Source organism: Pseudomonas cerasi (genome assembly GCF_900074915.1).
GTDB classification, from domain to species: Bacteria; Pseudomonadota; Gammaproteobacteria; order Pseudomonadales; family Pseudomonadaceae; genus Aquipseudomonas; species Aquipseudomonas cerasi.
On sequence record NZ_LT222319.1, the window covers coordinates 3,751,304 to 3,778,036 of the forward strand.

25 protein-coding genes and 1 tRNA gene are annotated in these 26,733 nt (G+C 57.9%); 5 read left to right on the forward strand and 21 right to left on the reverse strand.

Going from position 1 to position 26,733, the window contains the following annotated elements:
* Positions 1-51: 51 nt before the first annotated feature.
* The 13 genes from PCPL58_RS19025 to PCPL58_RS19070 form a co-directional block, all read right to left on the reverse strand.
* Positions 52-1,317 carry an MFS transporter gene (locus tag PCPL58_RS19025; RefSeq protein ID WP_065350164.1) on the reverse strand — a complete coding sequence of 422 codons (1,266 nt, stop codon included), beginning with the start codon at positions 1,315-1,317 and terminating at the stop codon, positions 52-54.
* Positions 1,310-3,757, reverse strand: coding sequence for a lantibiotic dehydratase (locus PCPL58_RS19030; RefSeq protein ID WP_065350165.1), 2,448 nt, complete (start codon positions 3,755-3,757; stop codon positions 1,310-1,312). The genes PCPL58_RS19025 and PCPL58_RS19030 overlap by 8 nt, the downstream gene beginning before the upstream one ends.
* A 3-nt stretch (positions 3,758-3,760) precedes the next feature.
* Positions 3,761-4,570 carry a hypothetical protein gene (locus PCPL58_RS19035; protein WP_065350166.1) on the reverse strand — a complete coding sequence of 270 codons (810 nt, stop codon included), beginning with the start codon at positions 4,568-4,570 and terminating at the stop codon, positions 3,761-3,763.
* On the reverse strand, positions 4,560-5,474 hold the full coding sequence (locus tag PCPL58_RS19040) for an MbnB/TglH/ChrH family RiPP precursor modification enzyme (RefSeq protein WP_024681297.1): 915 nt from the start codon (positions 5,472-5,474) through the stop codon (positions 4,560-4,562). Before PCPL58_RS19040 ends, PCPL58_RS19035 begins: the two co-directional genes overlap by 11 nt.
* Before the next feature lie 75 nt (positions 5,475-5,549).
* On the reverse strand, positions 5,550-5,702 hold the full coding sequence (gene tglA, locus PCPL58_RS31555) for a 3-thiaglutamate biosynthesis pearlin carrier peptide TglA (protein WP_007252214.1): 153 nt from the start codon (positions 5,700-5,702) through the stop codon (positions 5,550-5,552).
* A gap of 10 nt (positions 5,703-5,712) precedes the next feature.
* Positions 5,713-6,855: a M50 family metallopeptidase gene (locus tag PCPL58_RS19045; protein ID WP_065350167.1), complete on the reverse strand. Its 1,143-nt coding sequence runs from the start codon at positions 6,853-6,855 to the stop codon at positions 5,713-5,715.
* Positions 6,852-7,523: a class I SAM-dependent methyltransferase gene (locus tag PCPL58_RS19050; RefSeq protein WP_232002819.1), complete on the reverse strand. Its 672-nt coding sequence runs from the start codon at positions 7,521-7,523 to the stop codon at positions 6,852-6,854. Before PCPL58_RS19050 ends, PCPL58_RS19045 begins: the two co-directional genes overlap by 4 nt.
* A gap of 54 nt (positions 7,524-7,577) precedes the next feature.
* Complete coding sequence (locus PCPL58_RS32130; protein ID WP_232002821.1) at positions 7,578-7,769, reverse strand: hypothetical protein; 192 nt, start codon at positions 7,767-7,769, stop codon at positions 7,578-7,580.
* A gap of 13 nt (positions 7,770-7,782) precedes the next feature.
* Positions 7,783-8,526: a methyltransferase domain-containing protein gene (locus PCPL58_RS19055; protein ID WP_024681294.1), complete on the reverse strand. Its 744-nt coding sequence runs from the start codon at positions 8,524-8,526 to the stop codon at positions 7,783-7,785.
* An 83-nt stretch (positions 8,527-8,609) separates the two neighbouring features.
* Positions 8,610-9,821: an MFS transporter gene (locus tag PCPL58_RS19060; protein WP_065350168.1), complete on the reverse strand. Its 1,212-nt coding sequence runs from the start codon at positions 9,819-9,821 to the stop codon at positions 8,610-8,612.
* Between the two features lie 37 nt (positions 9,822-9,858).
* Positions 9,859-10,689 (reverse strand): pyridoxal phosphate-dependent decarboxylase family protein, encoded by an 831-nt coding sequence (locus tag PCPL58_RS19065; protein ID WP_269453950.1) that lies wholly within the window; start codon positions 10,687-10,689, stop codon positions 9,859-9,861.
* Between the two features lie 47 nt (positions 10,690-10,736).
* Positions 10,737-11,261, reverse strand: coding sequence for a pyridoxal-dependent decarboxylase (locus PCPL58_RS32350; RefSeq protein ID WP_269453951.1), 525 nt, complete (start codon positions 11,259-11,261; stop codon positions 10,737-10,739).
* Positions 11,262-11,638: 377 nt separating this feature from the next.
* Complete coding sequence (locus PCPL58_RS19070; RefSeq protein WP_003371610.1) at positions 11,639-13,102, reverse strand: glyceraldehyde-3-phosphate dehydrogenase; 1,464 nt, start codon at positions 13,100-13,102, stop codon at positions 11,639-11,641.
* Between the two features lie 190 nt (positions 13,103-13,292).
* Between PCPL58_RS19070 and mfd the strand changes: the two genes are divergently transcribed.
* The 3 genes from mfd (at position 13,293) to PCPL58_RS19085 (ending at position 20,101) form a co-directional block, all read left to right on the forward strand.
* Positions 13,293-16,745: a transcription-repair coupling factor gene (gene mfd, locus PCPL58_RS19075; protein ID WP_003436628.1), complete on the forward strand. Its 3,453-nt coding sequence runs from the start codon at positions 13,293-13,295 to the stop codon at positions 16,743-16,745.
* Between the two features lie 11 nt (positions 16,746-16,756).
* Complete coding sequence (locus PCPL58_RS19080) at positions 16,757-17,281, forward strand: CsiV family protein (RefSeq protein WP_003436629.1); 525 nt, start codon at positions 16,757-16,759, stop codon at positions 17,279-17,281.
* A gap of 75 nt (positions 17,282-17,356) precedes the next feature.
* Positions 17,357-20,101 (forward strand): DEAD/DEAH box helicase, encoded by a 2,745-nt coding sequence (locus PCPL58_RS19085; RefSeq protein ID WP_003371603.1) that lies wholly within the window; start codon positions 17,357-17,359, stop codon positions 20,099-20,101.
* Between the two features lie 13 nt (positions 20,102-20,114).
* Here the strand turns inward: PCPL58_RS19085 and PCPL58_RS19090 are convergent, their stop codons facing one another.
* Positions 20,115-20,681, reverse strand: a complete 567-nt coding sequence (locus PCPL58_RS19090) for a cysteine hydrolase family protein (RefSeq protein ID WP_060403860.1) — start codon at positions 20,679-20,681, stop codon at positions 20,115-20,117.
* 113 nt (positions 20,682-20,794) lie between these two features.
* On the opposite strand from PCPL58_RS19090, the gene PCPL58_RS19095 reads away from it, so the two are divergent.
* Both PCPL58_RS19095 and PCPL58_RS19100 read left to right on the forward strand, forming a co-directional pair.
* Positions 20,795-21,544, forward strand: coding sequence for a 3-oxoacyl-ACP reductase family protein (locus PCPL58_RS19095; RefSeq protein ID WP_005744370.1), 750 nt, complete (start codon positions 20,795-20,797; stop codon positions 21,542-21,544).
* Positions 21,545-21,722: 178 nt separating this feature from the next.
* Positions 21,723-21,812: transfer RNA gene (locus tag PCPL58_RS19100), tRNA-Ser, on the forward strand.
* 250 nt (positions 21,813-22,062) lie between these two features.
* Here PCPL58_RS19100 and PCPL58_RS29760 read toward each other — a convergent pair.
* The 7 genes from PCPL58_RS29760 to PCPL58_RS19135 form a co-directional block, all read right to left on the reverse strand.
* The gene (locus tag PCPL58_RS29760) at positions 22,063-22,950 is read right to left on the reverse strand and encodes a hypothetical protein (protein WP_080543552.1); all 888 of its coding nucleotides are present in this window, start codon (positions 22,948-22,950) and stop codon (positions 22,063-22,065) included.
* Entirely contained in the window at positions 22,943-23,449 is a 507-nt protein-coding gene (locus PCPL58_RS19110) for a CesT family type III secretion system chaperone (protein ID WP_005739958.1), read from the reverse strand. Before PCPL58_RS19110 ends, PCPL58_RS29760 begins: the two co-directional genes overlap by 8 nt.
* A 320-nt stretch (positions 23,450-23,769) precedes the next feature.
* Complete coding sequence (locus PCPL58_RS19115; protein ID WP_017698622.1) at positions 23,770-25,014, reverse strand: SGNH/GDSL hydrolase family protein; 1,245 nt, start codon at positions 25,012-25,014, stop codon at positions 23,770-23,772.
* Entirely contained in the window at positions 25,011-25,223 is a 213-nt protein-coding gene (locus PCPL58_RS19120) for a hypothetical protein (RefSeq protein WP_003383111.1), read from the reverse strand. The genes PCPL58_RS19115 and PCPL58_RS19120 overlap by 4 nt, the downstream gene beginning before the upstream one ends.
* 12 nt (positions 25,224-25,235) lie before the next feature.
* Positions 25,236-25,751, reverse strand: coding sequence for a DUF2514 domain-containing protein (locus PCPL58_RS19125; protein ID WP_005739961.1), 516 nt, complete (start codon positions 25,749-25,751; stop codon positions 25,236-25,238).
* On the reverse strand, positions 25,748-26,293 hold the full coding sequence (locus PCPL58_RS19130; RefSeq protein WP_005739962.1) for a glycoside hydrolase family 19 protein: 546 nt from the start codon (positions 26,291-26,293) through the stop codon (positions 25,748-25,750). Before PCPL58_RS19130 ends, PCPL58_RS19125 begins: the two co-directional genes overlap by 4 nt.
* A 61-nt stretch (positions 26,294-26,354) precedes the next feature.
* A complete protein-coding gene (locus PCPL58_RS19135) occupies positions 26,355-26,723 on the reverse strand; it encodes a hypothetical protein (protein ID WP_005739963.1) in 369 nt (122 codons plus the stop codon).
* Between the last annotated feature and the right edge of the window lie 10 nt (positions 26,724-26,733).

The window sequence follows — 26,733 nt, forward strand, 5'->3', positions numbered from 1 at the left end:
ATCGCAAAAGAAAACCCCGGCTTGAGAGACTCTCGGCCGGGGTTTTGCGTTTCAGGCCCTGCGTTTCCAGGGACGGAAGCTGAGCCAGAGCAGCACGCCAGGCAATTGCAGGGCAATCATGAGGCCCAACGACCACTGGTAAGCTTCGAGCGAGTGACTGGCGCCCTGGGATGCTGGCCACAGATTAAGGACAGCGCCCATCAGCCACTGGAGGAAAAACGCCAGCACGAATACCACCAGATTGAATGAAGAACTCACCCTGCCCGCCAGTTCCGGTGATACCGATTGCGCCACAATGGCGTAGTTCATGGTCGTCGAGGTGCCGAAGAAGCTGAAGCCCATGGCAATCAGATAAGGCGATACCGGCAAGCCGCTGGCCATCAGCACCTGAAAACCGATAAAGATCACCATACCGGTGCCACAGATCATGATCGGCTGCACACCGAACCTGCGCAGATAATCGGTGATTGCGCCGAACGTCAGAGATCCCGCCACCATCGCGATAGCTCCGAACAACAGCACATTGGCCATCCCGGAATCGCTCAAGCCCGCCATATCACGTAACCACGGCCCCATCCAAAGAGACAGGACCGACATGTAGATGGCGTGCGCGAACACCGAGTACAGCGCCAGACGCCAGAACGTCCACGACGAGTACAGTTTGCCGACCGCGGCAAACATATCGCTGTATCGCGTGTTTTTGCTTTCGTAGGCTTTGGGGACGCTGAGGTGTATGACCACCGCCACACAAAAGGTCAGCAGCGCCAGAACAAGAAATGCTTCTCGCCAGGTCAACCAGCTCAGCAACACATGCAAAGGCGTAGTCGACGCCATCGCGCCCAGCCCGCCAATCGACAGCAGACAGGCGGTACTCAGTGGCAAACGCTCGACCGGCAACCAGATGGCACACGCCTTGATGGCGCTCATCAGCGAACCCGCTACCCCCAGACCGATCAGACCACGCCCGATCAACAACCCGGTTTCGGTGCTGGAAATACTGAAGATGACCGAACCGGCAACCGCGAACAACAGCATCGGCGCCTGCACGCTGCGCGGGCCATAACGGTCGAGCATCACGCCAAGCGGGATCTGCGCGGCGGCGAAGGTCAGAAAGTAGACACCGGTCAGCAGACCCAGACTGCTGGCGGGCAAGCTCAGGTCGGTTTGCAGATCGACGTAGATCACCGCATTGACGGTACGAAACAGGTAGGAAACGAAATGCCCCAGGCCAAAGGGAATGAAAATTGTCAGAAACAGCAGGAAAAAGCTGCTCTTGAGCTTTTGCTGCGAAGCGTCCAGAGCCGAACTGTTATTCATCACGCGTTACTCCATCGTCCCTAAAAGTTGTACGTATTTCACAACAGAAATGCCCGCGCGCTTCTTCGAGCCATAGTTGGTCCGGAGCAGGACACATCTCGGAAAACTTGACGTGCCCCGCTTTCTTCATCGAATTACTGACACCGTCGAGTGACAACGGGTTATCGAAATCAATGAAAATCGGCTTGGGTTCGATATCGATCTTGGCGAACACATAACGGGGCAAACCGTGCTCGACGGCCCACGCTCGCCATGCCAGCACGTCGTCGAGCTTGTCCACACTGAATTCAGAGCACGGCAGTTGCTCTGGACTGAACCACCACGAAGCACGTTTGTACAAGGTCTTGCCCAAGCCTATTCGGCGTCGGTCGTTCTTGGCAACGACGCTGCCAGCCAAGGCAAAACCCAGTCGGTGCATAGGAGTGGGATACACGCACACTAAGTCTTCGCTGAACTGGCCGGCAATATCCTCGACGCGCAAACGCCCCTCGCTCATGACAAGACGAGCACGGCCGGCGGCAAAGCGCTGATCCGCCGGCACGCAACCGCCGCCAGAAGGCAGTATCAGTTGTTGATAGCACTCGAGCAAAGGCCAATCGATATGCGAACGCTGATAACTGTCCGGCGAGTCGGCGAGCACCAGACGAGGTCCGTCGAATATTTGCCGAACCTCCTGCTCGATCTCTTTATTGAACGGTCCGAAAGGCTCGGCTACCGGCTGACTGAGGGTGTGCACGCCCGGATGGACCTCTCCGAGAATGATTGAGTAGTCGCCTTGGTTCAGCGCGTCTGTCGAGGTACTGGAAATCAGGAAATCCGGAGAGTGAAAGTGGCTGCCAAATACGCTGAACGTCCGAACATCCAGACGCGTGTTCAGCTCGACAATCAGCCGCTCTATGTCCTCATGGGTCAACTGCACGTGTTCAGGGTCGTGTTTATCGCTCAGGACCTGCTGCCAGGCGTCTGCCAGCACTGCGTCCAGTTCCTCGATGATGCCCGCCTCGGCGTGCGCAACTACTGGCTGCACAGCGCCAAGAAAGGCCAGGAAGTTCACCGGATTATGCTCGTCCTCTGCCTGCAGGCGTTGCCATACCTGAGCGTAAAAACCATGCAGTTGCCGGGCGCATGCCTTGATCAGCCATTGATGAATGCGCATCAGCGGCGCCAGATCGGCATTGACCTGATCAAGCAAGGCCCCACCCAGACTGATATCGATATTGCGCGAACAATCCTCGTAGACCGGGTAGCGACCGACATACATGGCGCCGCTCTCACGCGAAATATCCACGCCGGCTTCGCCAAGCAGCCGGTTCAGCTTGTCGAGGCTGGCAATGCGTACAGCCAGATCGCCTGTCGCATAGTCTTGCCGAATCGCTTCAAGGCCCGACAGACGTTCATGCCACTGAGTGCGAAAGTCATCAGACAGGCGTGCGTCGGCCAGCAAAGTGTGCAGCACCTGAACAGGCTTTCGTTCCCTAGGGGAAATCTGCCAGCCGCGACGCACAACCTGCTGGGCGACCAGATGATCGATCAGGTCGCGCAATTGCCCGGCACTGACATCCTGCAACTCGGCCTGCAACCCGAACAGAGTCGGTGCCACAGCGCCCTGGCACTGAATGTAACCCAGCACTCTGGCCGTCAAGGCACTGACTTGACGACGTTTGTTGACGGGCAGATGCAACGTGTCTTGATTCAAAAAACAGCCCGGGTTGAGTTGCAACGGCATGAACTGCACATCAACGCACTGGCGATTCAACTGCTCGACCAGCCGCTGCACAACCCAGCTTTCGAAAAAGGTATGGCGTTCTCTGATCCAGCCGGGTCCGTGCTGCGTGATACGAACATGCTCGACCTGCGTACGATCAAACCGCCCCCAGGCCAGCGGGCCGAAAAAACTCGACGTATCATTTTTTGAACAGAATCGCTGTGCGTAGCTCCAGGCCAGGCGCAGTTTCTGCTTCTTGCGGCTGTCAGTTCTCGCATGGCGCTCTTGCCTGAGCTCCTGAAGCCGGGTCAACGCGGTCGGGTTGGAAATGAACACGGCCTGCTCGACGTCTTCGTCGTCCACGAAATCAATCAGGGCCTGCCGCGCGCTTTCGAGAAACACGGCATATTCCTGATCCACTTCGGCACGTTGCTTGAGCCGGCCAAGCCGCTCGTTCCAGTGCGCCAATTCATCCACTGCGTTATCACGCAGCGCCTCGGGAAGATCAGACACTTGCAGCGGCAGGTTTTCATTCAGCTTGCGGATCAGCTTGCGACAGGCCTGAGGCGAGTGGCTTATGGACTTCTCCAACAGTCTGTCGCGTAGAGTATTCAGGGAGCGATAATCGGTTTCAAAATCCTTCAGCAACGGCAATGCGGCCATTTTCCCCAAGCGGGTCAGGTGATGCACCGCAAACCCGGTCGAGCGAAGCCAGAAATAGAGTGAGCTTTCCATAGGCTACAAAGGCTTCCTTATCGCGTTGAGCTGTTCCAGCCTGTCGAGCAGCGCCAAGTCTGCGCTACCCGGCACGGACGCCGAGTTCGAATTGATCAGCATGAACAACCCGGCAGCGGACTGAGGTTGCTCCAGGCAGTTGTAAAGCCGGGCAGCCTGCGCGTTGATCAACGTGAACTTGTGACGAGCCTGAAGCGTGGGAAGGTAGATCAGCACCTGCTCGGTGTTCTCGGGCAGACGTGTCAGGCCCAACTGATCCTTCTGTCTGAGCCAGCCAGACAGGGCAAAACGTGTCTCGTAAAGACGAGCCATTGAGGTGCGGTGATAACGGTTGTCTGCCGGCAATGACTCAGGATCGACCAACCCCCGATACAGGCGAACCGATTCGCGCTCCAGCCGCATCAGATCAAGGATTTCAGGATAACCCTGCAGCTCATCCGCCTCGGCAAGGAAACCCAGCACATCATCACAATAGGTATAAACCTGCGGCCCGTAATCGCGCCACTGCCTGTCCCGCAGGAAGGCCTTCGATTGCGCATTCAGGTCCACATTGATATGCAGCAACGCCCGCAACGACAAGGGCGCCCCGGTCTCCAGCGCGTTCAAAAAAGAGTTCACCAGCCGGAACTGATAGTTCTCGACGAACCATTTGACGCGGTCAAACTGCTGCGCATACACCGAGAGAATCTCGCTCTCGGACTTGCTGAAACCTGACAACCAGTGCCCGGCATCGGTAGCCGAAAACAACTGCGCCTGAAGGCGCTCATCACGCAGAACGCGCCGCCACAGTTTCCATACCTGTTCAGCTTCCATACTGACGCTCCTGCGGATGCCTGTTGTAACGATTCCAGATTGCCTGAGCACGCTGGACATCCCTGACAATCATCGACTCGTCGGACGCATCCATGACTCTCGTCTGGGCATGATGCGCCTGCCCCTGATACTCAAGAATCACAGCAGAGGGCTGTGCACGCGAAAGCAGGTCTTCATACAAGTCCCAGACAGGCTCGGGCACGCAGGCGTCATGCCAGTCGTGATACAGACCGCCGTGCCAGCTTCCTCCGGCCAGATGCACCGAAATCACCTTGTCCAGCGGCAGCGTGTCCATGTAGTCCTTGAGATCGAAACCTTTCAGATTGAGGTGGTTGGTGTAAATGTTGTGCAGGTCAAGGTGAAGAAAAGTCCCTGAGCGCTGCACCAGTCTTGCCAGAAACTCGGCCTCACGCATTTCGGCGCCCGGGCATTCAAGGTAGTAGGCGGCATTTTCATGAGCCAGCGGCATGCCATAAAGCGCCTGCAACGATTGTGCGCGATCGGCACAACGCGCCACTTCGGCTGCGGAGAACTGAATGGGACTGCTCCAGATATCCAGCCAGGACTGGTCCCCATAGAAACAATGGTTGGCCACCCACGGGCTGTTGAGCATTTTTGCCAGAGGTACATGGCGCTGCACCGCCGCTGTTTCTTCGAGGGCACTGAAACCAAAATCGCAGCCGTAATTGGAGTGGGCCAGCAAGGTAAACTTTTGCCCTAGCCGCTCGATCATTGCCTGGGCAGAAGGCTTGATAATCTGCGGGCCATCCATGGGCGCCATGATGTTATCGAGCAAAATCTCCAGAATATCCACCTGGATATCCTCGAATGGAAACCAGTCCAGTATTTCGGGGTTGTACTGGATACCCACACCGATAGGCGCGGGCTTGACGAAATCAGGCATGGCTAACACTCGCACTGATGAAAGAAGCCCCCCTGCGTAACCCTACAATCCGGCACGCAGGAGGGCACGGCGCACTCAGGCGAAGACCTTGCTCTCGATGACTTCAATGTCATCCAGGTCAAACTCTTCAAACAACGCCTCCTCTGTGGCCTGCGGAGTGTTTTCGAGATCTTTTACATCGCCAGACGCTTGCTGGTTTTCAACGGACTGCACGTTGGGTTGTCCCATGGGTAAATCCTCACTGGTTATGAAATACACGAAAAAGCGTCTGCAGCACGAAGCCCCACACCAACACCCAGCCAAGACAGGTGATCGATACAGTGCTCAGATAAAGGCGTTGGAGCCGGACTGACGTTTCACAAGGTGCCCCGCGCGAGCGTGCTTTCAAATAGTTGAAAGAGCGCTGCCTTAAACGGGGCTCGTTGATGAGTTCGGTGATGGCCAGGTAAGTATCGCCATTGAACATCGGCAACAAGGTTGGAATCAGCGAGATGAACGATGCCACGATCATCACGATCGACAGCGCAAGCAAGTTACCTTGCGCTTCACCGTAAGCAGCCCAGATCACAATGCCTGCAGTGGCGTAAACAAGGCTGACCAGTGGCCCGGCCAAAATGGTGACGATGCGCTGATACCTCGGTAACGAACTCCATTGTTCTTGAACCGGCCGCACCCACCCGGTGGCCAGCAACAGATAGATGCCGATCCCGAAATCACTGACCTGAACCTTGTAATGTCGACAGGCCAGGGCATGCCCGAACTCGTGCAGTGCGATAGAACTGAGAATGACCGGAAAATGCCACCACAGCCATTGATTGCTGTGCACATACACCGCGAGAACATCTTCTTGAAACGCGCCGAAGTGCATCCCCAGGTAGACGTAGCTGATCAAACACGCCGCCAGCATCGCCAGACAAAACGGTACGCTGCATATCCAGCGCACGCTGGGGTAAACAGCGTCCAGGCCCGGCTGCGGATTCATCTTGACCAGGTTGATCAGCAGGTACTTCTTCAAAGGCCCATAGGTAATACCGGTCGCGGGATCACGAAGCTTTTCAAGATCGCCATCTACCCCCGACAGAATATTCAGACTCAATAGGCGACTTTCAAACTGCACCAGTTTCGCCTGACTGACTTTAATGCGGTGCCGGGTTTCAGCGTATCGGGAGATCTCTTCGTGTGTGGATACACCATCAAAAAGGCGGGCCAGTGCATACTCGGTTTTACCCAACTCAAAACCGATATCGTTACTGGGGTCGTAAAGCTTGTAGCGCAACCGGCCGTCTGCCTCCACACGCTCGCTGACAACAATATCGTTGCGCAGACAGGATGCAATTGAAGTCTGTTTCAGGACCTCGGACACATCGGAAGCGTGAGTCATGATGGCAACACCAGCGCCAGGAAGCGCCCCCGGTAGTAACTGTCCAGGCGCTCACGCCCTTGCGCCTTGACACGTTCGAGCTGCACATCATCCGACGGGACTGCGCATCGACCGAGGACGAAAACCGCACTAGGTCGAGTAGGCCCGCATAACGGTTGCTCGGTGATCAGCAGCGGCTCCCAGCCGTGCATGCGCATCAGCAGTTCGATGCTGGTGCCGCTGAGATAACGCCGATGATTGTGGGTCAGCATGCCCTGCTCCAGGCCGTGACCCAGTGCGCGGCCTTCAATCAATAACAGACCGTTTTCCGACAACGCCTGCCGACAGCGCTGCATGACGCAATGCACGTCGTACATATGTTCCAGCGAGCCATTGATGATAATCAGGTCGACATCGCCTGCGGCGTCCATTTCTTCGGCCGCTGTCAGCTCGATATTCAGGCCGATCTGTTTTCCGTATTCGACATAAGCGCGATCAGGGTCATTGCCGGTGACAGACCAGCCTCGCTTGGCAAAAGGGATCATCAGGCCACCGGCTGAACATCCGACATCCAGCAGGCGCCCACTCTCTGGCAGGTATTCGCGCAGGCTCTGGTGCAGGTATTCACCACGACGAACCTGGTCGAGAAAAAACGCTTTTTCCGGCGCGCTGTTGCCGAACAGTTTCAAGCGATAAAACTTGTCGTAGTAGTCTTTGTAAAACTGCGCATCAAAGCGATATTTTTAAAAAATATGGCCGCACGCCTGACACCCCAACACAGGCAAATCAACGCCGTGGGGTTCAGGACCACAGATACGTGGCAGCAACACCTCATGGTGTTCACTGCCGCAGAGTTCGCAGTCCAGTGCAACGGCTTGATAACCGCTGTCCATGTGCAACACATCCAGGTAATGACTGATAGCCCAATCGTTCATCGCAACGTCCCTGTTACTTGATGCAGAAGAAACCTTCAAAACAGATGTATTTGAAAATGCTCATGACGTCCTTGAAACCGGCCCGGGCGAGCATGTCCTGATTACCGGCCGTGGAGAACGGTTCCAGCACACCTTTGAGACTACGCGTTTTGGCCAGGATCTCGCTCGGCGTATAGCCCTGCTGCATCTTGTAGTCGACATACAAACTGCTGATCACATCCTGAAACCGAGCATCCGGCCCCCTGACTTTCTCGAACAGCACAAATGCACCGCCCCAGTTCAGAGACTCGTAAATACGATTGAACAGCTCCTGGCGAACGCGGGGGTGCACAAACTGAACCGTATAATACGCGACGATGAAATCGCTCTTCTCATACGGAAAGGTGAGGATGTCGTCGGTCACAAAGGTGACGTTACTGATCGGCGCACGGCCGAGTGATTGATTGGCTTGTTGAGTCATGGCCTCTTCGACATCGATACCCACCCATTTGCCTGAACGCCCGTGACGTTCTGCCAATTGCCGTGTCAATGTGCCGGTCGAACTTCCAAGTTCATAACAGACGCTGTCAGCCTTGATAAAAAAGTCGCTCAAGGAAAGAACAATATCGTGACCGTCCTTGTACTTGGGAACCGACTTCGAAACATGCGAGTCGAAATGTTTGGGCGTGTCACCGCCAAAACTCCAGGCTGCGTTATTTGAAGCCAGTCCATCCCCGACCACTTCAAGACTTGCTACTTCGGGCGCGTTAACAGGCACAATGAATCTCCTTACTTACCTTGCACAGGAACACCGGAAACTGCAGCGCGTCACGCGATGCAGTTTGACTGGAACGCTTAGGGTCAGGCGATGGCGGCGCCAGCCACCTTGCGCCAGGCAAGACGGCCCAACGCGATACACCCGTTTAAAAGGGCGACCGAGAGAATCGTGTACAGCAGTGAGGGCATGCCGTAAGCCACGATTATTTTTCCGGCCAACAGTGGGAAACCGAACACGCCTACAAAGTAAGACAAACTGAATAACAATAAGGACTGTGCGGTGAGTCCGTTGGGCGCTTCATTGGCCGCCAAGCCGTTTATCACCGAGTACGTCAAGCCATAACCCACGCCAAGAATGATCGCGGCCAACAGATAACTGAATGGCGACTCAACCGAGAACACAAACATCAGTATCGAAACAATCATCAGGGATGTCAGCACGCAGGAAGACAGGTAAGCATCACGCTTGACGATGAACCCGGCAATCAACAATCGGCAAGAGATGGCTGCACACATGAACCCGAGGAAAAACAGCGAATAGTCCAGATGATGCAATGCGGCATAGGAGGTCTGAAAGCTGGAAAGCCCGCCGAAGATTGCGCCGCCCAATCCCACCATCACGATAGGAAAGAACGCCTTGGAGCGCAGTACGCGCGCGGCAGCACCTGTAGTGATGCGGCACACGGCCACAGGCCCGAGAGCAGCCTGTTGCAGCCTGATTTTCGGAGCTATCAGGAAAAACACGACTGCACCCAGCAGGCTGGCAGCGGCCGCGACGACGAACGCCGATTCAACCGGATACCCCATTGCCACCGCACCGCGCCCTGCCAAAGGCCCGGTACCGATCCCACTCATCATGCTGCCGGACAGCAGAGCGAAATACTTCACCCGACGCGCAGGCTCGATGATCATTGCAACAATAATCGGCCCCAGTGTGTAGAACACACCCCAACCGAAACCCAGTATCAGACCGAATATCAATAATGCCGGGCCATACGTCGGGGTCATGGCAAACCCGATGCATGCAATCATCAACGTCAGACCTCCGGCAGCAATAGCCCGGGGCGCACCGATGATATCGGTCAGGTGACCTGAGAAAATGACGGCGAGAAATGTGCTCAGCATGGCCACTGAAATCACTGTGCCTGCGTCAGACTCGCTTCCGCCATGAGAGCCCAGCATCAGGGCCAGTAGAAAAGTGGTGCCGTAAGACAGGGACAGCAGATAGCTGGCCAGGCAAAACAGGCCGAACAGCCCCTTGGTCGAAGGGGTATTTTCAGGCGCTTGCGAAGACATGTAGGACATTCCTTATCGTTTGATAACAGTGCCGCTCTCAATAACCAGCCACCGCGTCGTGTAAGGCATTGATCACAATTGCGACATCACTGCGTGTGGTCATCCAGTTACAGACAGCCAGACGAAATACCTTTTCCCCTTTGTACGTACTGGGCGTCAGAAACAGTGCACCTGTGGCATTGATTCTTTCCAGCACTGCCGCGCTGTGCGCGTCATGATCACGCCCGCCGACACGTCGGCAGCGAAACATCACGATGTTCAAATAGACAGGGCACAACACGTCGTAATGTTTACACCCGTCAATCCACGAAGCGATCTGGCGTACAACATCACAATTACGCTCTACCAACTCGCGGTAACCCGACTTGCCGTAAGCCATAAGCGTCATCCATAACGGCAACGCACGATAGCGACGCGACTGTTCGACACCTCGGTTCATGAAAGCAGGAAGCTCGCCCTCCATGGGTACATAGGGCGCGTCAGCGGAAAAGCTCCGCTCATGAAACGCAGTATGTCGGGTCAGGGCAATTCCACAGTCATAGGGCACGTTAAGCCACTTGTGAGCGTCCGCCGTTATCGAATCAGCACGCTCCAGCCCCTCGATCAAGTGTTCGTAACGAGGAGAACAACGAGCAAAGGCACCGAATGCCGCATCGACATGCAACCAGGCGTTGTACCTCATGCATAAATCAGCAATACCATTGAGGTCGTCGAAATCACCGCTATTCACGGTACCGGCGCTGGCCACTACAATTCGAGAAGTAGAGGCACTGCTTTTCAGCGCTTCTTCCAGGTGTTGAATATCCATGGCTTCACGATCAGGCAAACTGCGTATCGACATTATATTTTTGCGACCGATGCCCAGCACACCCAGACTTTTGATAACGCTTGAGTGGGCAGATGCCCCGAATACCGCTATCGGAGGGGCTGCTGCAATTCCTTCGCAATGCTGACTCCCGCCTGCTCACCGCACCACTCACGAGCGCTGGACAGCCCCACCAGATTTGCCGCGGTCGCTCCGGTTGTCAAAACGCCCTGAAACAAACCCGCCGGAAGCTTCAGCAAGTTACTGATGAACGTCAGCACTTGAGCTTCGATGAATGCAGCGATCGAATGGCGCTCAGTGGCGACGTTCTGGTCAAGGACGGAAACCAGCCAGTCTCCGGCAAGTGCAGCGGGCGTCACACCTCCTGTCACGAAGCCATAGTATCGAGGGCCTGTGCTGCGACTGTGCCCATCAGCGTAGCGCTGCCAATAAGTCCTCAGAGCCTCCAGACAACCGAGCCCCTCCTCGGGCATTTCCGCTTGCTGAGTCAGGCCATCAGGGCGCGTGTCGACCGCAGCAGCGGTCTGGGCGCCAGACAGAAAGTCGAGCGACAAGCTGCGAAGCTGCGTCAACAGCTCGGGGATACAGCGCTCATCATCCAAAATGCATGACATTTCGATCCGTCCATGGCCTGCCGAATGAAGCTTCAACCGCGACTAAAACGCCGCCCATCGATTTCTTGAATAAGCTTATAACTGCTATTCATTAGGCAGCGCAATAGGATCCAAAGTAGTCACCACATCTTGAAAAACACGAAAAATTCGCTTTATTTCCTTTAAAATATTCGATCACTTTAAATATGCATAAATAAGTCATTGGAAAGAAAAATCTAGATGTCGCAGGTGAATATTCCAATTACGACATCAGCGCATGATCTTTATGTAAATCACGAAGATCAGGTGCAAAAGCAAAAAGGCCGAATCCCGTTTGCACAGGATTCGGCCCTTCAATGCTTTGCCCGGTCAGACCGGGCAACTCATACGCTTGATGCTTACTGCGGGAACGCTGGCGGATTGACGTCTGCCATGTCTTCCATCACGCGAACTACCTGATGGCTGTAACCGAATTCGTTGTCGTACCAGACGTACAGCACAACGCGGTTGTCATTGACGATGGTCGCTTCGGCGTCCACCACACCGGCGTGACGCGAGCCGACGAAGTCAGTGGAGACCACTTCCTGCGAGTTCACGAAGTCGATCTGCTTGTGCAGGTCCGAGTGCAGCGCCATGTAGCGCAGGTACTCGTTCATTTCTTCGCGAGTGGTCTGCTTCTCGAGGTTGAGGTTGAGAATGGCCATGGACACGTTCGGCGTCGGAACGCGAATAGCGTTGCCAGTCAGCTTGCCGGCCAGCTCAGGCAATGCCTTGGCAGCAGCGGTAGCGGCACCGGTTTCGGTGATGACCATGTTCAATGCAGCGCTACGGCCACGACGGTCGCCCTTGTGGAAGTTGTCGATCAGGTTCTGGTCGTTGGTGTACGAGTGAACCGTTTCGACGTGACCGTTGGTGATGCCGAACTTGTCGTTGACCGCCTTGAGCACCGGCACGATGGCGTTGGTGGTGCAGGATGCCGCCGAGACGATCTTGTCGTCCGCAGTGATTTCACCGTGGTTGATACCGTGCACGATGTTCTTCAGCTTGCCCTTGCCCGGCGCGGTCAGGACCACGCGGTCGATGCCCGGGCAGGCCAGATGCTGACCCAGACCGTCGGCATCACGCCATACACCGGTGTTGTCCACCAGCAGAGCGTCCTTGATACCGTACTGGGTGTAATCCACCTCGGACGGGTTCTTGGCGTAGATCACCTGAATCAGGTTGCCGTTGGCGGTGAGCGTGCTGTTGGCTTCGTCGATGGTGATGGTGCCATCGAACGGACCGTGAACCGAGTCACGGCGCAGCAGGCTGGCGCGCTTGACCAGATCGTTTTCCGCGCCCTTGCGGACCACGATGGCGCGCAGACGCAGGCCGTCGCCACCACCGGTCTTCTCGATCAGGATCCGCGCCAGCAGGCGGCCGATACGACCGAAACCGTACAGCACGACATCGGTGCCCTTGCGTGGGCTGGTGCCCTGCTGACCCACTACACTGGCCAGTTCTTCGCGAACGAACTGCTCTGGCGTGCGGCCATTGCCTTCGGTCTTGAACTTCACGGCCAGCTTGCCCAGGTCCACCGAAGCGGCACCCAGCTTGAGCTCGCTCATCGCCTTGATCAGCGGGAACGTCTCGTGTACGGACAACTCAACCGCATCGGACTGACGATGACGCGCAAAGCGGTGAGCTTTGAGAATCGCGATGACTGAACGGTTGATCAGGCTACGGCCATAGATCGAGCTCACCACATTATTATTGCGGTAGAGCTGACCGATGAGCGGGATCATCGCTTCGGCGAGAGCTTCACGATCAATCCATTCACCAAGACACTGGTCGGGCTTCTGAGTCACGGGAACCTTCCACATGTAGGGGCTGAAAAAAGGGGCTACATTATGACCGCGCCTTTGTTTATGAGCAATGCACGGCTGTCATATCGACGCGCACTACATAATTTTCGCCCGTAAACACTCGGTAATACTCCGGAAAACTGACAGCCACCACCTTCCCCCGTTACAATCGCCGCCCCTGTTGCAACGCCTGGAGCCCGACCTTCCCGTGCCAGTTCTGCGTCTACCGCATCTTTCTGCCGCTGCAGGCAAACAACACTGGGGCAATCTTCCCGGTGCCACACTGAGCCTGGCCATTGCCGAAGCCGCCAGCGCGGCGAAGCGCTTCACCCTGCTCCTGACCGCCGACAGCCAAAGCGCCGAGCGGCTCGAGCAAGAGCTGAAGTTTTTTGCGCCTACGCTGCCGGTTCTGCACTTCCCGGACTGGGAAACCCTGCCCTACGACCTGTTTTCGCCGCATCAGGACATCATTTCCCAGCGTATTGCCAGCCTCTATCGCCTGCCGGAACTGGAGCATGGCGTTTTGGTAGTTCCCATCACCACCGCCCTACACAGACTGGCGCCGACCAAATTCCTGCTCGGCAGCAGCCTGGTGCTGGATGTTGGCCAGAAGCTCGATGTGGAAGCCATGCGTACGCGTCTGGAAGCCAGCGGCTACCGGTATGTGGACACGGTCTACGAACACGGCGAGTTCACCGTGCGCGGGGCGCTGATCGATCTGTTCCCGATGGGCAGCAAGCTGCCGTTTCGTATCGACCTGTTCGACGATGAGATCGAAACGCTGCGCACCTTCGATCCGGACACCCAGCGCTCCATCGACAAGGTCGAGTCGGTACGCCTGTTGCCTGCCCGTGAATTCCCGTTGCAGAAAGAAGAAGTCACGCGCTTCAAGGCGCGCTTTCGCGAGCGCTTCGACGTGGACTTCCGGCGCAGCCCGATTTTCCAGGACTTGAGCAGCGGCATTACGCCTGCCGGCATCGAGTACTACATCCCGTTGTTCTTCGAGGAAACCTCGACGCTGTTCGATTATCTGCCGCAGGACACTCAGGTGTTCTCCCTGCCGGGCATCGAACAGGCTGCCGAGAACTTCTGGAACGACGTGCGCAATCGCTATGAAGAACGCCGCGTCGACCCGGCCCGGCCGCTGCTGCCGCCAGCCGAGTTGTTTCTCCCGGTAGAAGACTGCTTCGCGCGCCTGAAAAACTGGCCGCGCGTGGTCGCCAGCCAGCAGGATGTCGACGCCGGTGCCGGACGCGAGCGTTTCCCGGCGCAGTCCCTGCCGGACCTGTCCATCGAAGCCAAGGCCACTCAACCACTGGCGGCCCTGTCGAATTTTCTGGATGACTTCCCCGGTCGCGTGCTGTTCACCGCCGAGTCTGCCGGACGCCGGGAAGTGCTGCTGGAACTGCTCGAACGCCTCAAGCTGCGACCCAAGACCGTCGACAGCTGGCTGGACTTCGTCGACGGCAAGGACCGGCTGGCGATCACCATCGCGCCGCTTGACGAAGGCCTGCTGCTGGAACAACCAGCCCTGGCGCTGATCGCAGAGAGCCCGCTGTTCGGCCAGCGTGTCATGCAACGCCGTCGCCGCGAAAAGCGCACCGACGGCGGCAATAACGATGCAGTCATCAAGAACCTCACCGAGCTGCGCGAAGGCGCGCCGGTGGTGCACATCGATCATGGTGTAGGTCGTTATCTCGGGCTCGCGACCCTGGAAGTCGAAAACCAGGTCGCCGAATTCCTGATGCTGGCCTACGCCGAAGACGCCAAGCTGTACGTCCCGGTCGCCAACCTGCACCTGATTGCCCGCTACACCGGCAGCGACGACGAAACCGCGCCGCTGCACCGCCTGGGCTCGGAAACCTGGCAGAAAGCCAAGCGTAAGGCTGCCGAGCAAGTCCGTGACGTGGCGGCCGAACTGCTGGACATCTACGCGCGTCGCGCAGCCCGCGAAGGCTATGCGTTTGCCGACCCGAAAGCCGATTACGCGACCTTCAGCGCAGGCTTCCCGTTCGAAGAGACACCGGATCAGCAGACCACCATCGATGCCGTGCGCGCCGACATGCTGGCGCCCAAGCCGATGGATCGGCTGGTCTGTGGCGACGTGGGCTTCGGCAAGACCGAGGTGGCCATGCGCGCTGCCTTCATCGCCGTGCATGGCGGGCGTCAGGTGGCCATTCTGGTGCCGACCACCCTGCTCGCCCAGCAGCACTACAACAGTTTCCGCGACCGTTTCGCCGACTGGCCGGTGACCGTCGAGGTGATGAGCCGCTTCAAGTCGGCCAAGGAAGTCAGCGCCGCGGTTGCCGATCTGGCCGAGGGCAAAATCGACATCGTTATCGGGACGCACAAGCTGTTGCAGGATGACGTCAAGATCAAGAACCTCGGTCTGGTGATCATCGACGAAGAACACCGGTTTGGCGTGCGCCAGAAAGAACAGCTCAAGGCGCTGCGCAGCGAGGTCGATATTCTGACCCTGACTGCAACGCCGATCCCGCGCACCCTGAACATGGCCGTGTCGGGCATGCGTGATCTGTCGATCATCGCCACGCCACCGGCGCGCAGGCTGTCGGTGCGCACTTTCGTGATGGAGCAGAACAAGCCGACCATCAAGGAAGCCCTGCTGCGCGAGCTGTTGCGCGGCGGTCAGGTCTATTACCTGCACAACGACGTCAAGACCATCGAGAAATGCGCCGCCGACCTGGCCGAGCTGGTGCCGGAGGCGCGTATCGGCATCGGCCACGGGCAGATGCGCGAGCGCGAACTCGAACAGGTGATGAGCGACTTCTACCACAAGCGCTTCAATGTGCTGATCGCCTCGACCATCATCGAGACCGGCATCGACGTACCGAGCGCCAACACCATCATCATCGAGCGCGCCGACAAGTTCGGTCTGGCCCAGTTGCACCAGTTGCGCGGTCGCGTCGGGCGCAGTCACCACCAGGCCTATGCCTACCTGCTGACCCCGCCGCGCAAACAGATCACCCCGGATGCCGAAAAGCGTCTGGAAGCGATTGCCAACACCCAGGACCTGGGCGCGGGCTTCGTGCTCGCCACCAACGACCTGGAGATCCGTGGCGCAGGCGAACTGCTCGGTGACGGCCAGAGCGGCCAGATCCAGGCGGTGGGCTTCACCCTGTACATGGAAATGCTCGAGCGCGCAGTGAAGTCGATTCGCAAGGGCGAGCAGCCCAATCTCGACCAGCCGCTGGGCGGCGGACCGGAAATCAACCTGCGTGTACCGGCATTGATCCCCGAAGCCTACCTGCCAGATGTGCATACGCGCCTGATTCTCTACAAGCGCATTGCCAACGCCGCCGACGAAGAGGCGCTCAAGGACCTGCAGGTCGAAATGATCGACCGCTTCGGCCTGCTTCCGGAACCGACCAAGAATCTGGTGCGTATCACGCTGCTCAAACTGCACGCCGAACAGCTGGGCATCCGGAAAATCGACGGTGGCCCGCAAGGTGGCCGTATCGAGTTCGCGGCCGAGACGCCGGTTGACCCACTGACCCTGATCAAGCTGATCCAGAGCCAGCCCAACCGCTACAAGTTCGAAGGTGCCACGCTGTTCAAATTCATGGTTCCCATGGAGCGCCCGGAAGAGCGCTTCAACACGATCGAAGCGCTGCTTGAGCGCCTGACCCCGAAAACTGCTTGAAGGATTCACGCATGCGTCTGTTTCGTTCATTGATCCTGCTGCTGACGCTGATCGCGCCGACCGCGTTCGCCGACGGCCTGTATCAGGTCGAGATTCTGCTGTTTCGCCAGAACGGCGAGCCGGCCTCGACCCGCCAGCTTGTACCGGAAAACTGGGACAAGGGCGCACAGAAGATCGACGCGAACGATGAACGAAGCCCCGCCCTCAATGATCTGGCGAGCAAACTGCAAGGCAGTGGCAACTATGAAGTGCTGATGCAGCGCGCCTGGCAGCAGAGCATCGGCAGCGAACCGGGCAAAGTCGCCATCACCAATGGTGAAGAGCGGCTTGGGCATTTCCCGATCGAAGGTACAGTGAGTCTGGCGATGGCACGCTTCACCGATATTGGTGCACAATTCTGGGTCAACCAGCTGGACCCGCATGGCGTGGTCATCAGCAGTGAACGATTGAAGCAGACTGCCAGGGTAAAGAACGGTGAGCTGACCTATCTGGACAACGGCAACCTCGCGTTGCTGATCAAGGTTTCTCCTCTTTGATCTTTACGTACGCAAGGGACGCCCGGGCGTCCCCTTTCTTTTTGAGCATCGCTGCGGCGTAGGGCTTTTTAAAACTTGTCGTCCATTCTCGAAAAAGTCCTGGCTGCGGCCTGGACAGACCTATTCCACGAGCGAACGCTTGAGCGAGGGCGCGACTACGCCCGGCAAAAACGCATCGTGCTGGAAGACTCCAGCCCGCAGATCATCCGCACCGCCTGTCGGGGCTCGGGCCTGGAAATCTATACCCAGACACTGCTGTTCAAGGACCCCGATCGCTACAAGAATTACCTGACCTGCAAATGCACCTGCCCGGTTCGCAACGATTGCAAACATTGCGTGGCTGCCCTGCTGTTTCTGCAGGACCCGCAAAACCGTCCGTTGCTGCAGGCCGCACTGGCCTCGCACCAGCAAGAGCCGGAAAAGCCCGTCGAGCAAAAACCCAGGCTGCCGGAGCGCCTGATCGATGACCTGCAGCCACGGCCCAGGCTGATTCTGGCCAGCATCGAGTTCAGTGCCTACGAGCCGCGCAACGGGCGCATGCAGCGGCACATTCAGCACCGTGCCGCGCTGGCCTTTGCCTACGGCAAGCATTACGCGGTCGGCACCACCAACGTCAGCATTCTGGTCAGTTCGCTGGGCAGCGATCTGGTGAATCAGAAAAGCGACATCATCGAACACACCGACACCGAAACCCTGCGCATCCGTCGTCAGGGCGAACGGGAGCGGCAGTTGCGTCAGGAACTGGCCGACCTGGGCTTCAAGGTCGCCACTCGGCAAAGCAAGGCACTGCCCGACAGCGCCGGCGACATGTACGAACTGCCCAACGACAAGGCCTGGCTGCATTTCGTCCTCGATGACCTGCCGCGACTGCGCGAGCAAGGCTGGGAAATCGACATTCAGGACGAGTTCGGTTTCGACGTCACGCCGGTGGAAGACTGGTACGCGGTCATCGACGAAGAGAACGAACGCGACTGGTTCGACCTGGAACTGGGCATCATCGTCAACGGCGAGCGCCTGAGCCTGCTGCCGATTCTGATCAACCTGATCCGCAGCCATCCCGAACTGATGAGCCCGTCGGCCGTGGCCAAGCGCGGGGACGAAGAACAATTGTTGGTGCAGCTCAACCACTTCACGCAAAGCGGCGGCAGCCCGGTACAGATCGCCCTGCCCTATGGCCGACTCAAGCCGGTACTGGCGACGCTGGGGGACTTCTACTGGCGTCAGGAGGGCAACAACGCGCTGCGCATGAGTAAAGCCGATGCGGCGCGCCTTACCCAGCTCGAAGACCTGCCGCTGACCTGGCAGGGCGGCGACCGCCTGCGTCACTTTGCCGAACGCCTGATCAACATCAAGGACGCGCCGGTCAGCCTGCCCGATGGCCTGAACGCCACGTTGCGCCCGTATCAGCTGGAAGGCCTGAGCTGGATGCAGTCGCTGCGCGAGCTGGAAGTCGGCGGTGTGCTGGCCGACGACATGGGCCTGGGCAAGACCCTGCAGACCCTCGCTCATCTGCTGATGGAAAAACAGGCCGGACGCCTCGACCGCCCGGCGCTGGCGGTCATGCCGACCAGCCTGATACCCAACTGGCTGGACGAGTCCGAGCACTTCACCCCGGATTTGAAAGTGCTGGCTCTGTACGGCGCCAATCGCCACCAGGACGCCGGCAATCTTCAGGATTACGACCTGATCCTGACCACCTACGCGCTGTTGCCACGGGACCTGGAACTGCTCGAAAAACAGCCCTTCCACGTGCTGATTCTCGATGAAGCGCAGTACATCAAGAACCCCAACAGCAAGGCCGCCCAGGCCGCACGCAACCTCAACGCCCGCCAGCGCCTGTGCCTGAGCGGCACGCCATTGGAAAACCACCTGGGCGAGCTGTGGTCGCTGTTTCACTTCCTGATGCCCGGTTGGCTGGGCAACAGCAAAGAATTCAACAGCAATTACCGCACGGCGATCGAAAAGCACGGCAACCAGGACCGCTTGCATCACCTCAATGCGCGCATCAAGCCGTTCCTGCTGCGTCGCACCAAGGAACAGGTCGCGACCGAACTGCCACCCAAGACCGAGATCATCCACTGGGTAGACCTCAACGACGCGCAGCGCGATGTGTACGAAACCGTGCGCCTGGCGATGGATAAAAAGGTCAGGGACGAAATCACCCGCAAAGGCGTGGCACGCAGCCAGATCATCATTCTCGAAGCGCTGCTCAAGCTGCGTCAGGTGTGCTGCGACCTGCGCCTGGTCAATCAGGACATGCCGGTCAACAGCAAACAGGGCACCTCGGGCAAGCTCAACAGCCTGATGGAGATGTTCGAAGAACTGCTGGCCGAAGGTCGCAAGATTCTGTTGTTCTCGCAGTTCACTTCGATGCTCAGCCTGATCGAGGAAGAGCTCAAGCAACGCGGTATCGCCTACGCCCTGCTGACCGGGTCGACCCGCGATCGCCGCACGCCGATCCATGATTTCCAGAGTGGCAAGCTGCCGATCTTCCTGATCAGCCTCAAAGCAGGCGGCACCGGCCTCAACCTGACCGCCGCCGATACGGTGATCCACTACGACCCGTGGTGGAACCCGGCAGCGGAAAATCAGGCGACCGACCGCGCGTACCGTATCGGCCAGGACAAGCCGGTGTTCGTCTACAAGATGATCGCGCGCGGCACCGTGGAAGAGAAAATCCAGCGCCTGCAACGGGAAAAATCAGCGCTGGCCTCGGGTGTGCTTGACGGTCGCACCAGCGGCGACTGGAAATTGCGCGACGAAGATTTGCAGGCACTGTTCGCCCCGCTTCCCGCAGCCCCGAAGAAAACCCGCAAGTAAACCCGTCCGGCGCTTATTCGACAGCAACCTGCTGGAGAATTTGCGCCGTGGACAGGACCGTGGCGTATTCACCGTGCAGGTTGGCCAGCGACATTGCATGCACGTCCTCGGCACTGCGCGGCGTGCCGAAAAAGTCCTGTTGATCGAAGGTAAAGCAGGCATCGTGCGCGACCAGCACATCAAACCCCAGATTGCCGCCACTGCGTGCGGTGGACTCGACCGAATTGTTGGTGATCACGCCGACAATCACCACCTGCCCGATCCCGTCCGAACGTAACCACATCTCCAGAAACGATCCGCAAAACGCGTCGGGGACCTGCTTGCTCAACTCCCGCTCATCGGCACGCGGCAAGAACGCTGGCTGATACTCGACCCCCGACTGCTCCGGCCAGAACACTGATTGCGGCGACGTCGAGAAATGCCGGACGTGGATCACCGGACGCCCGGATTGTCGCCAAGCACTCAGCAGCGCGCCGATATTCGCCTCGGCCTGCGGATTGTTACGCCGCCCCAGCTTGGGGTGATTGATGCCCTGCTGCATGTCGATCAGGATCAGCGCGCTGTTGCCTTGAATATCCATGTTGAATCAGTCCGAACTTTTGGTTCAGCAAGACTATCGCAATCAAGGTCTATTCTGGTCGCAATCGTCGATAGGCTCAGGCCTGTCCGAGACCTGCCCCCAAGGAGAACATCATGATCGAACACCTTAAACTCGCCGGCAAAGTAGCGCTCGTGCAGGGCGGCTCACGCGGTATCGGCGCGGCCATCGTCCAGCGCCTGGCCAAAGAAGGCGCTGCCGTGGCGTTTACCTACGTCAGCTCCGAGGTCAACGCTCTGGAGATTCAGGACAGCATCGTCGCCAACGGCGGCCGGGCCCTGGCCATTCGCGCCGACAGCGCCGACGAAAAAGCCATCCGCCAGGCCGTACAGACCACTGCCGAGACCCTTGGCAGGCTGGATATTCTGGTCAACAACGCCGGCATTCTGGCCATTGCGCCGCTCAATGAATTCAGCATGCAGGACTTCGACAAAACTCTGGCAATCAACGTGCGCAGCGTGTTCATCGCCAGCCAGGAAGCCGCTCGGCACATGGAAGAAGGCGGCCGCATCATCAATATCGGCAGCACCAACGCCGACCGCATGCCCTTTGCGGGCGGTGCCACGTACGCCATGAGCAAGTCGGCGCTGATCGGCCTGACCAAAGGCATGGCCCGCGACCTCGGCCCGCAGGGCATCACCGTCAACAACGTCCAGCCCGGCCCGGTGGACACCGACATGAACCCGGCGCAGGGCGAATTCGCCGAAACCCTGAAAGCACTGATGGCCCTGCCCCGCTACGGCACCAGCGAAGAAATCGCCAGCTTCGTTGCCTACCTGGCAGGCCCGGAAGCCGGCTACATAACCGGTGCCAGCCTGACCATCGATGGCGGCTTTAGCGCCTGAAGCCTCCACCACATGCGGCCCTTTGCCCAAGGGCCGCATCCGCTACAAAGGCTTTTTACTGGCGAATCGTCGTTTATTTGCTTAAGCGCATGAAAAATCTGAAAAAAAGTTTTGCGTTAGGAAAAGGTTTCGACTACATTAGCGCGCCTCGACAGACACAACGTTGTCGTCGAGATACGGTGAGGTGTCCGAGTGGCTTAAGGAGCACGCCTGGAAAGTGTGTATACAAGAAATTGTATCGAGGGTTCGAATCCCTCCTTCACCGCCATATTCGAAACACGCTAAACCCCTGAATTCATTAAAGAATTTCAGGGGTTTTGTGTTTATAGGTTGTCGGTTAGGACCATTTTAGGACCAAAACAGCGTTCTACAGTCCGCTCCACGCCTTTCTGCACCACTCCTCCGGCATCCTGCCGACGAACACCACTCCTCAACGTGAAACACTCGACCACTGTACGCAAATACAGGGCTTGAAGCAGCGCGCGCTACCGCGCTGCACTAAAAATTAGGGAATGCCTTTACCGCAGAATGGGGTCAAAAGATTGCCATTCAGTACCAGAGTCAGCTTTATAGAGAGTGCTTGGATCGGTAGCGACGCGAACGTCAAACTGGCCGAATCGGTCATCACTCAACGCACGATTCACAAGTTGCTCAGAATCCAACTTAGGAAGCTTGGCTTTCCTGAGCATTTCGTTAAGATCGTCGGTCCCAAGTACTTTAATTTTGGTCAGCCGCCGTACATCTGCAGAATCGACCGGTGATTCCCAGATTTCATTTCGATAGCTTTCAAGCAAGTGAGTGACTGGGTGATGGGTACCATTTGAAGCATCATGCAGAATTGCCTGATCCAGCGTACAGGCGCTAGGGTAGGTAGGCCAAGAGTCGACCACAACTGTATTTCGATCTCCGGACTGGCGGCGATCCCCCAAAAGTAGAAACTCGTGACTATTGCCATCTGGCAGACTCGCACGTACGCGGCTGACAGGATAGCGCACGCCTCGGCTTTGCAAAGCAGCAGCTGCGACGCTGGCATGAACAGCACAGTTACCCCCCTGAAATTCCTGCGCACGCTTGAGGTGATTTGTGCTGCCACCGTGTTTATACTTAGCGTTAGCTAAATGTAATCTGGCCCAACTTTCACCGCTAGAATTTATTATGTCCGTTTTTTGATTGCCGGCGCCCGAAGGAATTACGCTTTTTACCACCCTATTTGCCCACGTTGCATCAGCAAGCATCGCGAGCGTGCCGGAGGAAACTGTGACCCCGTAGCCATTGTAGGCAGGGAGACCGAGGTGACTACTGTCATATGTGTTATGCACGGTGGCGGTGGACTGACTGTGCCGAACAGTCGCATCATAGGTTTGGACGGACGATCCACCTCCAAAAAGACTACTGATTTTATGCACGACTTTTCTCCTTAACTGGTGATGATGGATTACTTTTCACTTGTAAACGGGTCTTGCCTAACTCCCCGGGTTTTGGCGCGGTACTTGTCGTCGACGGAGAGAGAATTTTTCCCGAATGCATATCAATTGCTTGCCTAACAAATGCTTCGAATAACGGCAAGACACTTTCGTCGCTTAGCTCGGCCAATGGCTGACGCAGCGAAATCACCAACTTCCCGCCCGCCGCATCCAAACCCAAAACAATCTGGGGATGCTGGAGGCTAAAGATATTTTCTGAGAGCAAAGCATGAAGCCCTTCAACCTCTAGCCAAGCCCTAGGTGCGGGGAATGTGGCAACTAAATTCAGATATCCGGGCTGGCTTCCTATGAGATGAATATTCAGATCCGCGCCAAACGTCAGTAAGTAAACTGAATGTTTTTCCGACTCATGAATTTGGGGCGTGTCCGGATATTGTTTGATGATCAATCGCGCGAACGACTGGAAAGGATCTGCCTGCATGATAATGTCCTGAGCGAAGAGTCAACGCTGAGTGGCAGGAGTCGCAGAATGGTTCCAACGCTTGTCCAAAACCTGACCATCGGGCACTGCCGCTCTTGATCGGGGTGACTTCAAAGCCTACGTTGCGCTGTGGGAGCGCCACAGCTATTCGACATTTATCAGGTGCCTCCACTGCTGTGACAGATTCGACCTGCGCGAGGATTGCGCGCCTTGCGCTGGCCTGGGTTTTGTCGAAGATCCGGAGTGCCCGAACAAGCTGCCGCAATCGTTCGGCAATCAGGGGTGTACGCCAGCTTTATCGTAGATCGCGTCCCGTTCATCTATACCTTGCGAATCCCGAACTGAGCGACCTTCACAGTTGAGCCCTGCGCCACGCCCGTTGCCAGGTACAGCCCCATACGTGAAGTGATGACCGTTTCCGTAAGATCGATGGTCCCGCGCTGGGTTTCCAGTTGCCCGGAGAAGCTGGCGGGCATGGTGAAAGGCTCTTGGTACTTGTCCATCGAGCGATAGTAAATTGTGGTCGAGGCCCCGCTGACGGGCTTGGTGATGGTCAACTCAGCCTCCCAGGCCAATATGCCGCGCGACGAACCTACAATATCCACCGCCGACACCATTTCAATAACGTCACCGGCCGCCAGATTGGCTTGCATGACATTGGCCGTGGGCTGAACGTAGATGTAGCCGCCCGCCGCCGCCATGTTGCCGGCCAGCTCAACGCACTGCGCCTCACCATAGGCAGCCGGTTCCTTGTACCACCGCGTGGTGATGCCGCTCAGGCCCGATCCGACAGCCTTGTAATTGTCCGCCAGCACAGACCCCGCCACGGCGTTCACGCCAGCCGGAAGCGTGCCGCCAGTACCCGCCAGCAGCGGGTTGGCATTTAGGCAGCCGAACGGGCGGATGGCCGAGTAGATATCGCCAGCGTCCGTGGGCAGCGGAATGCCGGGAAACTCGAAGTTGGCATTGATGATCGGCACGACTCGCGAACTGATGAAGTCCGCACCCAGGAGGTTCGGGTGCAGGCCTTCCACGGTCATGGCCTCGGTGAAGCCGTCCCAAATATTTACGACCGGCACGAACTGGCTGACGTAGCTCAGCACCCAGTCTTTGTAGGCGATCGCATCCGCCAGCGCCTGCCCGGTCAGCGCCCTGCTACCGAAGCGCGGCGTACCGGTGCCGACGATCAGGTACTTGCCGGGCGTGTTCAGGAACGCGGTGACGATCTTCATCACGTTGGCTTTCGTGTCGACCAAGCTCATACCTGCCGTGGTGCTGTCGTTGGTCCGCGACAGCAGCAGCCACAAGTCTGCAGTGGACGACGCGACGCAGGCCGGAAGCCGAGCGAGAAACTGGCCGGTGTGGTCGCCGACCTTGCCCTGGTTGTCGAGGTAGCTGGGAAACAGGCCGGTGCGCGCCGCGATCATGGCCGCATAGCCGTAGGCCTCGGTGCCGAACGCCGTCGCCGCGATGGTGTGGCAGTTGCCCGAGAAGCTATCGCCGAGCAGGCCGAGGCCACGGCGGATCGGCTGGCGGCGCGGAGTTTGATTGACCAGAAGGCTCATCGGGTGACCTCGAAGAAAGCACCAGCAATAGGGGTTATGCGGGTATAGGAACTACCCAGTTCCAGAAGATACCCGCCGTCCCTGGCGAACGTATCGGTTACCACCCAGCTCTCGCCGGCCTTTTTCTCGACCGTCACAGTGCCGCCGTTCGCTTTGACGATAAGCATCGTCCTTCCCATGTCTCTTTGAATCAGCTGCGTAGTGGCCATTTTGTTTTTCCGTTACTCAGAGGTAATCAAGGATTTTTGAGATCGCTCGCAGGCCAGCCCGGCTATTCGGGATTCGTCATAAGCCTTTGCCAGTTCTCCCGCTCGCGCGTCAGCCCGGCCGAGCAGGTCGGAGAGCACCATGGCGGCGCGGGTGGCTGCCTTGCCTCGTTCGGTAGCTCCGGTATCGCCGGGCACACAACTTGCCGTGGCTGCCAGCCTTCCAGCTTCGACGCGCAGCCGGTCGCCAGCAGCGTCAGCGACAGCAGCATCAGTAAGCGCAGCGGTCTGTTCTTGTCTTGCATCGTTTGCCACCTGGTTGGCCGCTTTCTGGCGGCGTTGCTCTTCGGTTCGATATTCAGCGGTGGTGGTGGCCACTGCCTCGGCTTGGGTGCTGACTTGGTTGGCCCACTTCGCCTGCCAAGCCAGATCGGTGACTGTGACGCCGTGCCGGTATGCGCCGTATAGGGCAACGGCCAGCGCCAGCAGGATCAGCAGTGCGCCAACCGCCCGCCACGGCACGACCTTCACGCCAGCACCTTTAATGCGCGGCCGAACAGCTCCTGCCGATCAGCCAGGCCGTTCGTGCCGCCGTTGATGCGCTTGGTGATGGTCAGAAAGTCGCCTTTGTCTGCCAGCGTGTTGAGCCCGGCCCGGTGCCAGAACCATGCCGCCGACATCGCGGCGTGCTGCGGCAGCTCGAGCAATTCGGGATGGTTGATCAGGTCCAGGCCCAGCGCTTCGCCGCATTCCTCGTAGTTGGCACGCCCCGTCACTTGGATCAGGCCCCGCCCGCGGTACAACTGGCCGTCGCCGTCGGCCTCGGGTGTGTTGCCAAGCCGCTCAGCAAGCTTGCCGGTGTCGTACTTCGACAGGTAGGCGCTGCCGCCCAGCTCGCGCACGTAACGCAGCTGGCCGGACTCGTGGCCGACCTGAGCAATGAACGCCGCAACGCGTGGCACCGTGACGATCTGGTATTTGCTCATCGCCGTGTTGAGGACGGGTGCAAAAACGCCGGCTTTCTGGCCGGCGCTCGGAAGGATCTGCAGCAGCTGCTGCGTGGTGATGGACATTCGGTTTTCTCCAGGCAAAAAAATACCCGCTCAGTGGCGGGTGATTTGGTTTTGGCGTCTATCAGGTAGCAGGTTCGTCGAGCATCATCGGTGCGGCGGCGATTTCAGGGGTGGCGGGTGCGACCGGCCAGACCGGTGCCTGATACCAGGTCGGCTGAGCGGTGACCTTGCCCAGCGCGAACTTGTAGGCCTTCCACGTCTTGAGAACAGGGGCAAGCGCCGCCGCCTCTTCCTCTTCCTGCTGAGTCGCCTCGCCGGCCTCGATTCCATAGCCCAGCGTTTCAATGCGGTCCTGAATGCGGGCGATCTGTTGAGCGGCCGCACTGCTCCGCTCGAGCAAATCACTCTTCGCCTTGGCTAGGGATCGGGCTTCGGAAGCTGCCTCTTTCATTTCTTTGGTAATTAATTGGGTCCAGTCAATATTGGACATATGTTCAGGT

Bases quoted from the DNA above. Each gene is read 5' to 3' on its own strand.
- PCPL58_RS19070 (WP_003371610.1), bottom strand. From the start codon at position 13,102: ATGTGGAAGGTTCCCGTGACTCAGAAGCCCGACCAGTGTCTTGGTGAA.
- PCPL58_RS19035 (WP_065350166.1), bottom strand. From the start codon at position 4,570: ATGGAAGCTGAACAGGTATGGAAACTGTGGCGGCGCGTTCTGCGTGAT.
- PCPL58_RS19025 (WP_065350164.1), bottom strand. From the start codon at position 1,317: ATGAATAACAGTTCGGCTCTGGACGCTTCGCAGCAAAAGCTCAAGAGC.
- PCPL58_RS19030 (WP_065350165.1), bottom strand. From the start codon at position 3,757: ATGGAAAGCTCACTCTATTTCTGGCTTCGCTCGACCGGGTTTGCGGTG.
- PCPL58_RS19120 (WP_003383111.1), bottom strand. From the start codon at position 25,223: ATGGCCACTACGCAGCTGATTCAAAGAGACATGGGAAGGACGATGCTT.
- PCPL58_RS19080 (WP_003436629.1), top strand. From the start codon at position 16,757: ATGCGTCTGTTTCGTTCATTGATCCTGCTGCTGACGCTGATCGCGCCG.
- PCPL58_RS32350 (WP_269453951.1), bottom strand. From the start codon at position 11,261: ATGTCATGCATTTTGGATGATGAGCGCTGTATCCCCGAGCTGTTGACG.
- PCPL58_RS19045 (WP_065350167.1), bottom strand. From the start codon at position 6,855: ATGACTCACGCTTCCGATGTGTCCGAGGTCCTGAAACAGACTTCAATT.
- PCPL58_RS19090 (WP_060403860.1), bottom strand. From the start codon at position 20,681: ATGGATATTCAAGGCAACAGCGCGCTGATCCTGATCGACATGCAGCAG.
- PCPL58_RS19115 (WP_017698622.1), bottom strand. From the start codon at position 25,014: ATGAGCCTTCTGGTCAATCAAACTCCGCGCCGCCAGCCGATCCGCCGT.
- PCPL58_RS19110 (WP_005739958.1), bottom strand. From the start codon at position 23,449: ATGCAGGCAGATCCTTTCCAGTCGTTCGCGCGATTGATCATCAAACAA.
- PCPL58_RS19040 (WP_024681297.1), bottom strand. From the start codon at position 5,474: ATGCCTGATTTCGTCAAGCCCGCGCCTATCGGTGTGGGTATCCAGTAC.
- PCPL58_RS32130 (WP_232002821.1), bottom strand. From the start codon at position 7,769: ATGAACGATTGGGCTATCAGTCATTACCTGGATGTGTTGCACATGGAC.
- PCPL58_RS19135 (WP_005739963.1), bottom strand. From the start codon at position 26,723: ATGTCCAATATTGACTGGACCCAATTAATTACCAAAGAAATGAAAGAG.
- PCPL58_RS19060 (WP_065350168.1), bottom strand. From the start codon at position 9,821: ATGTCTTCGCAAGCGCCTGAAAATACCCCTTCGACCAAGGGGCTGTTC.
- tglA (WP_007252214.1), bottom strand. From the start codon at position 5,702: ATGGGACAACCCAACGTGCAGTCCGTTGAAAACCAGCAAGCGTCTGGC.
- PCPL58_RS19130 (WP_005739962.1), bottom strand. From the start codon at position 26,293: ATGTCCATCACCACGCAGCAGCTGCTGCAGATCCTTCCGAGCGCCGGC.
- PCPL58_RS19095 (WP_005744370.1), top strand. From the start codon at position 20,795: ATGATCGAACACCTTAAACTCGCCGGCAAAGTAGCGCTCGTGCAGGGC.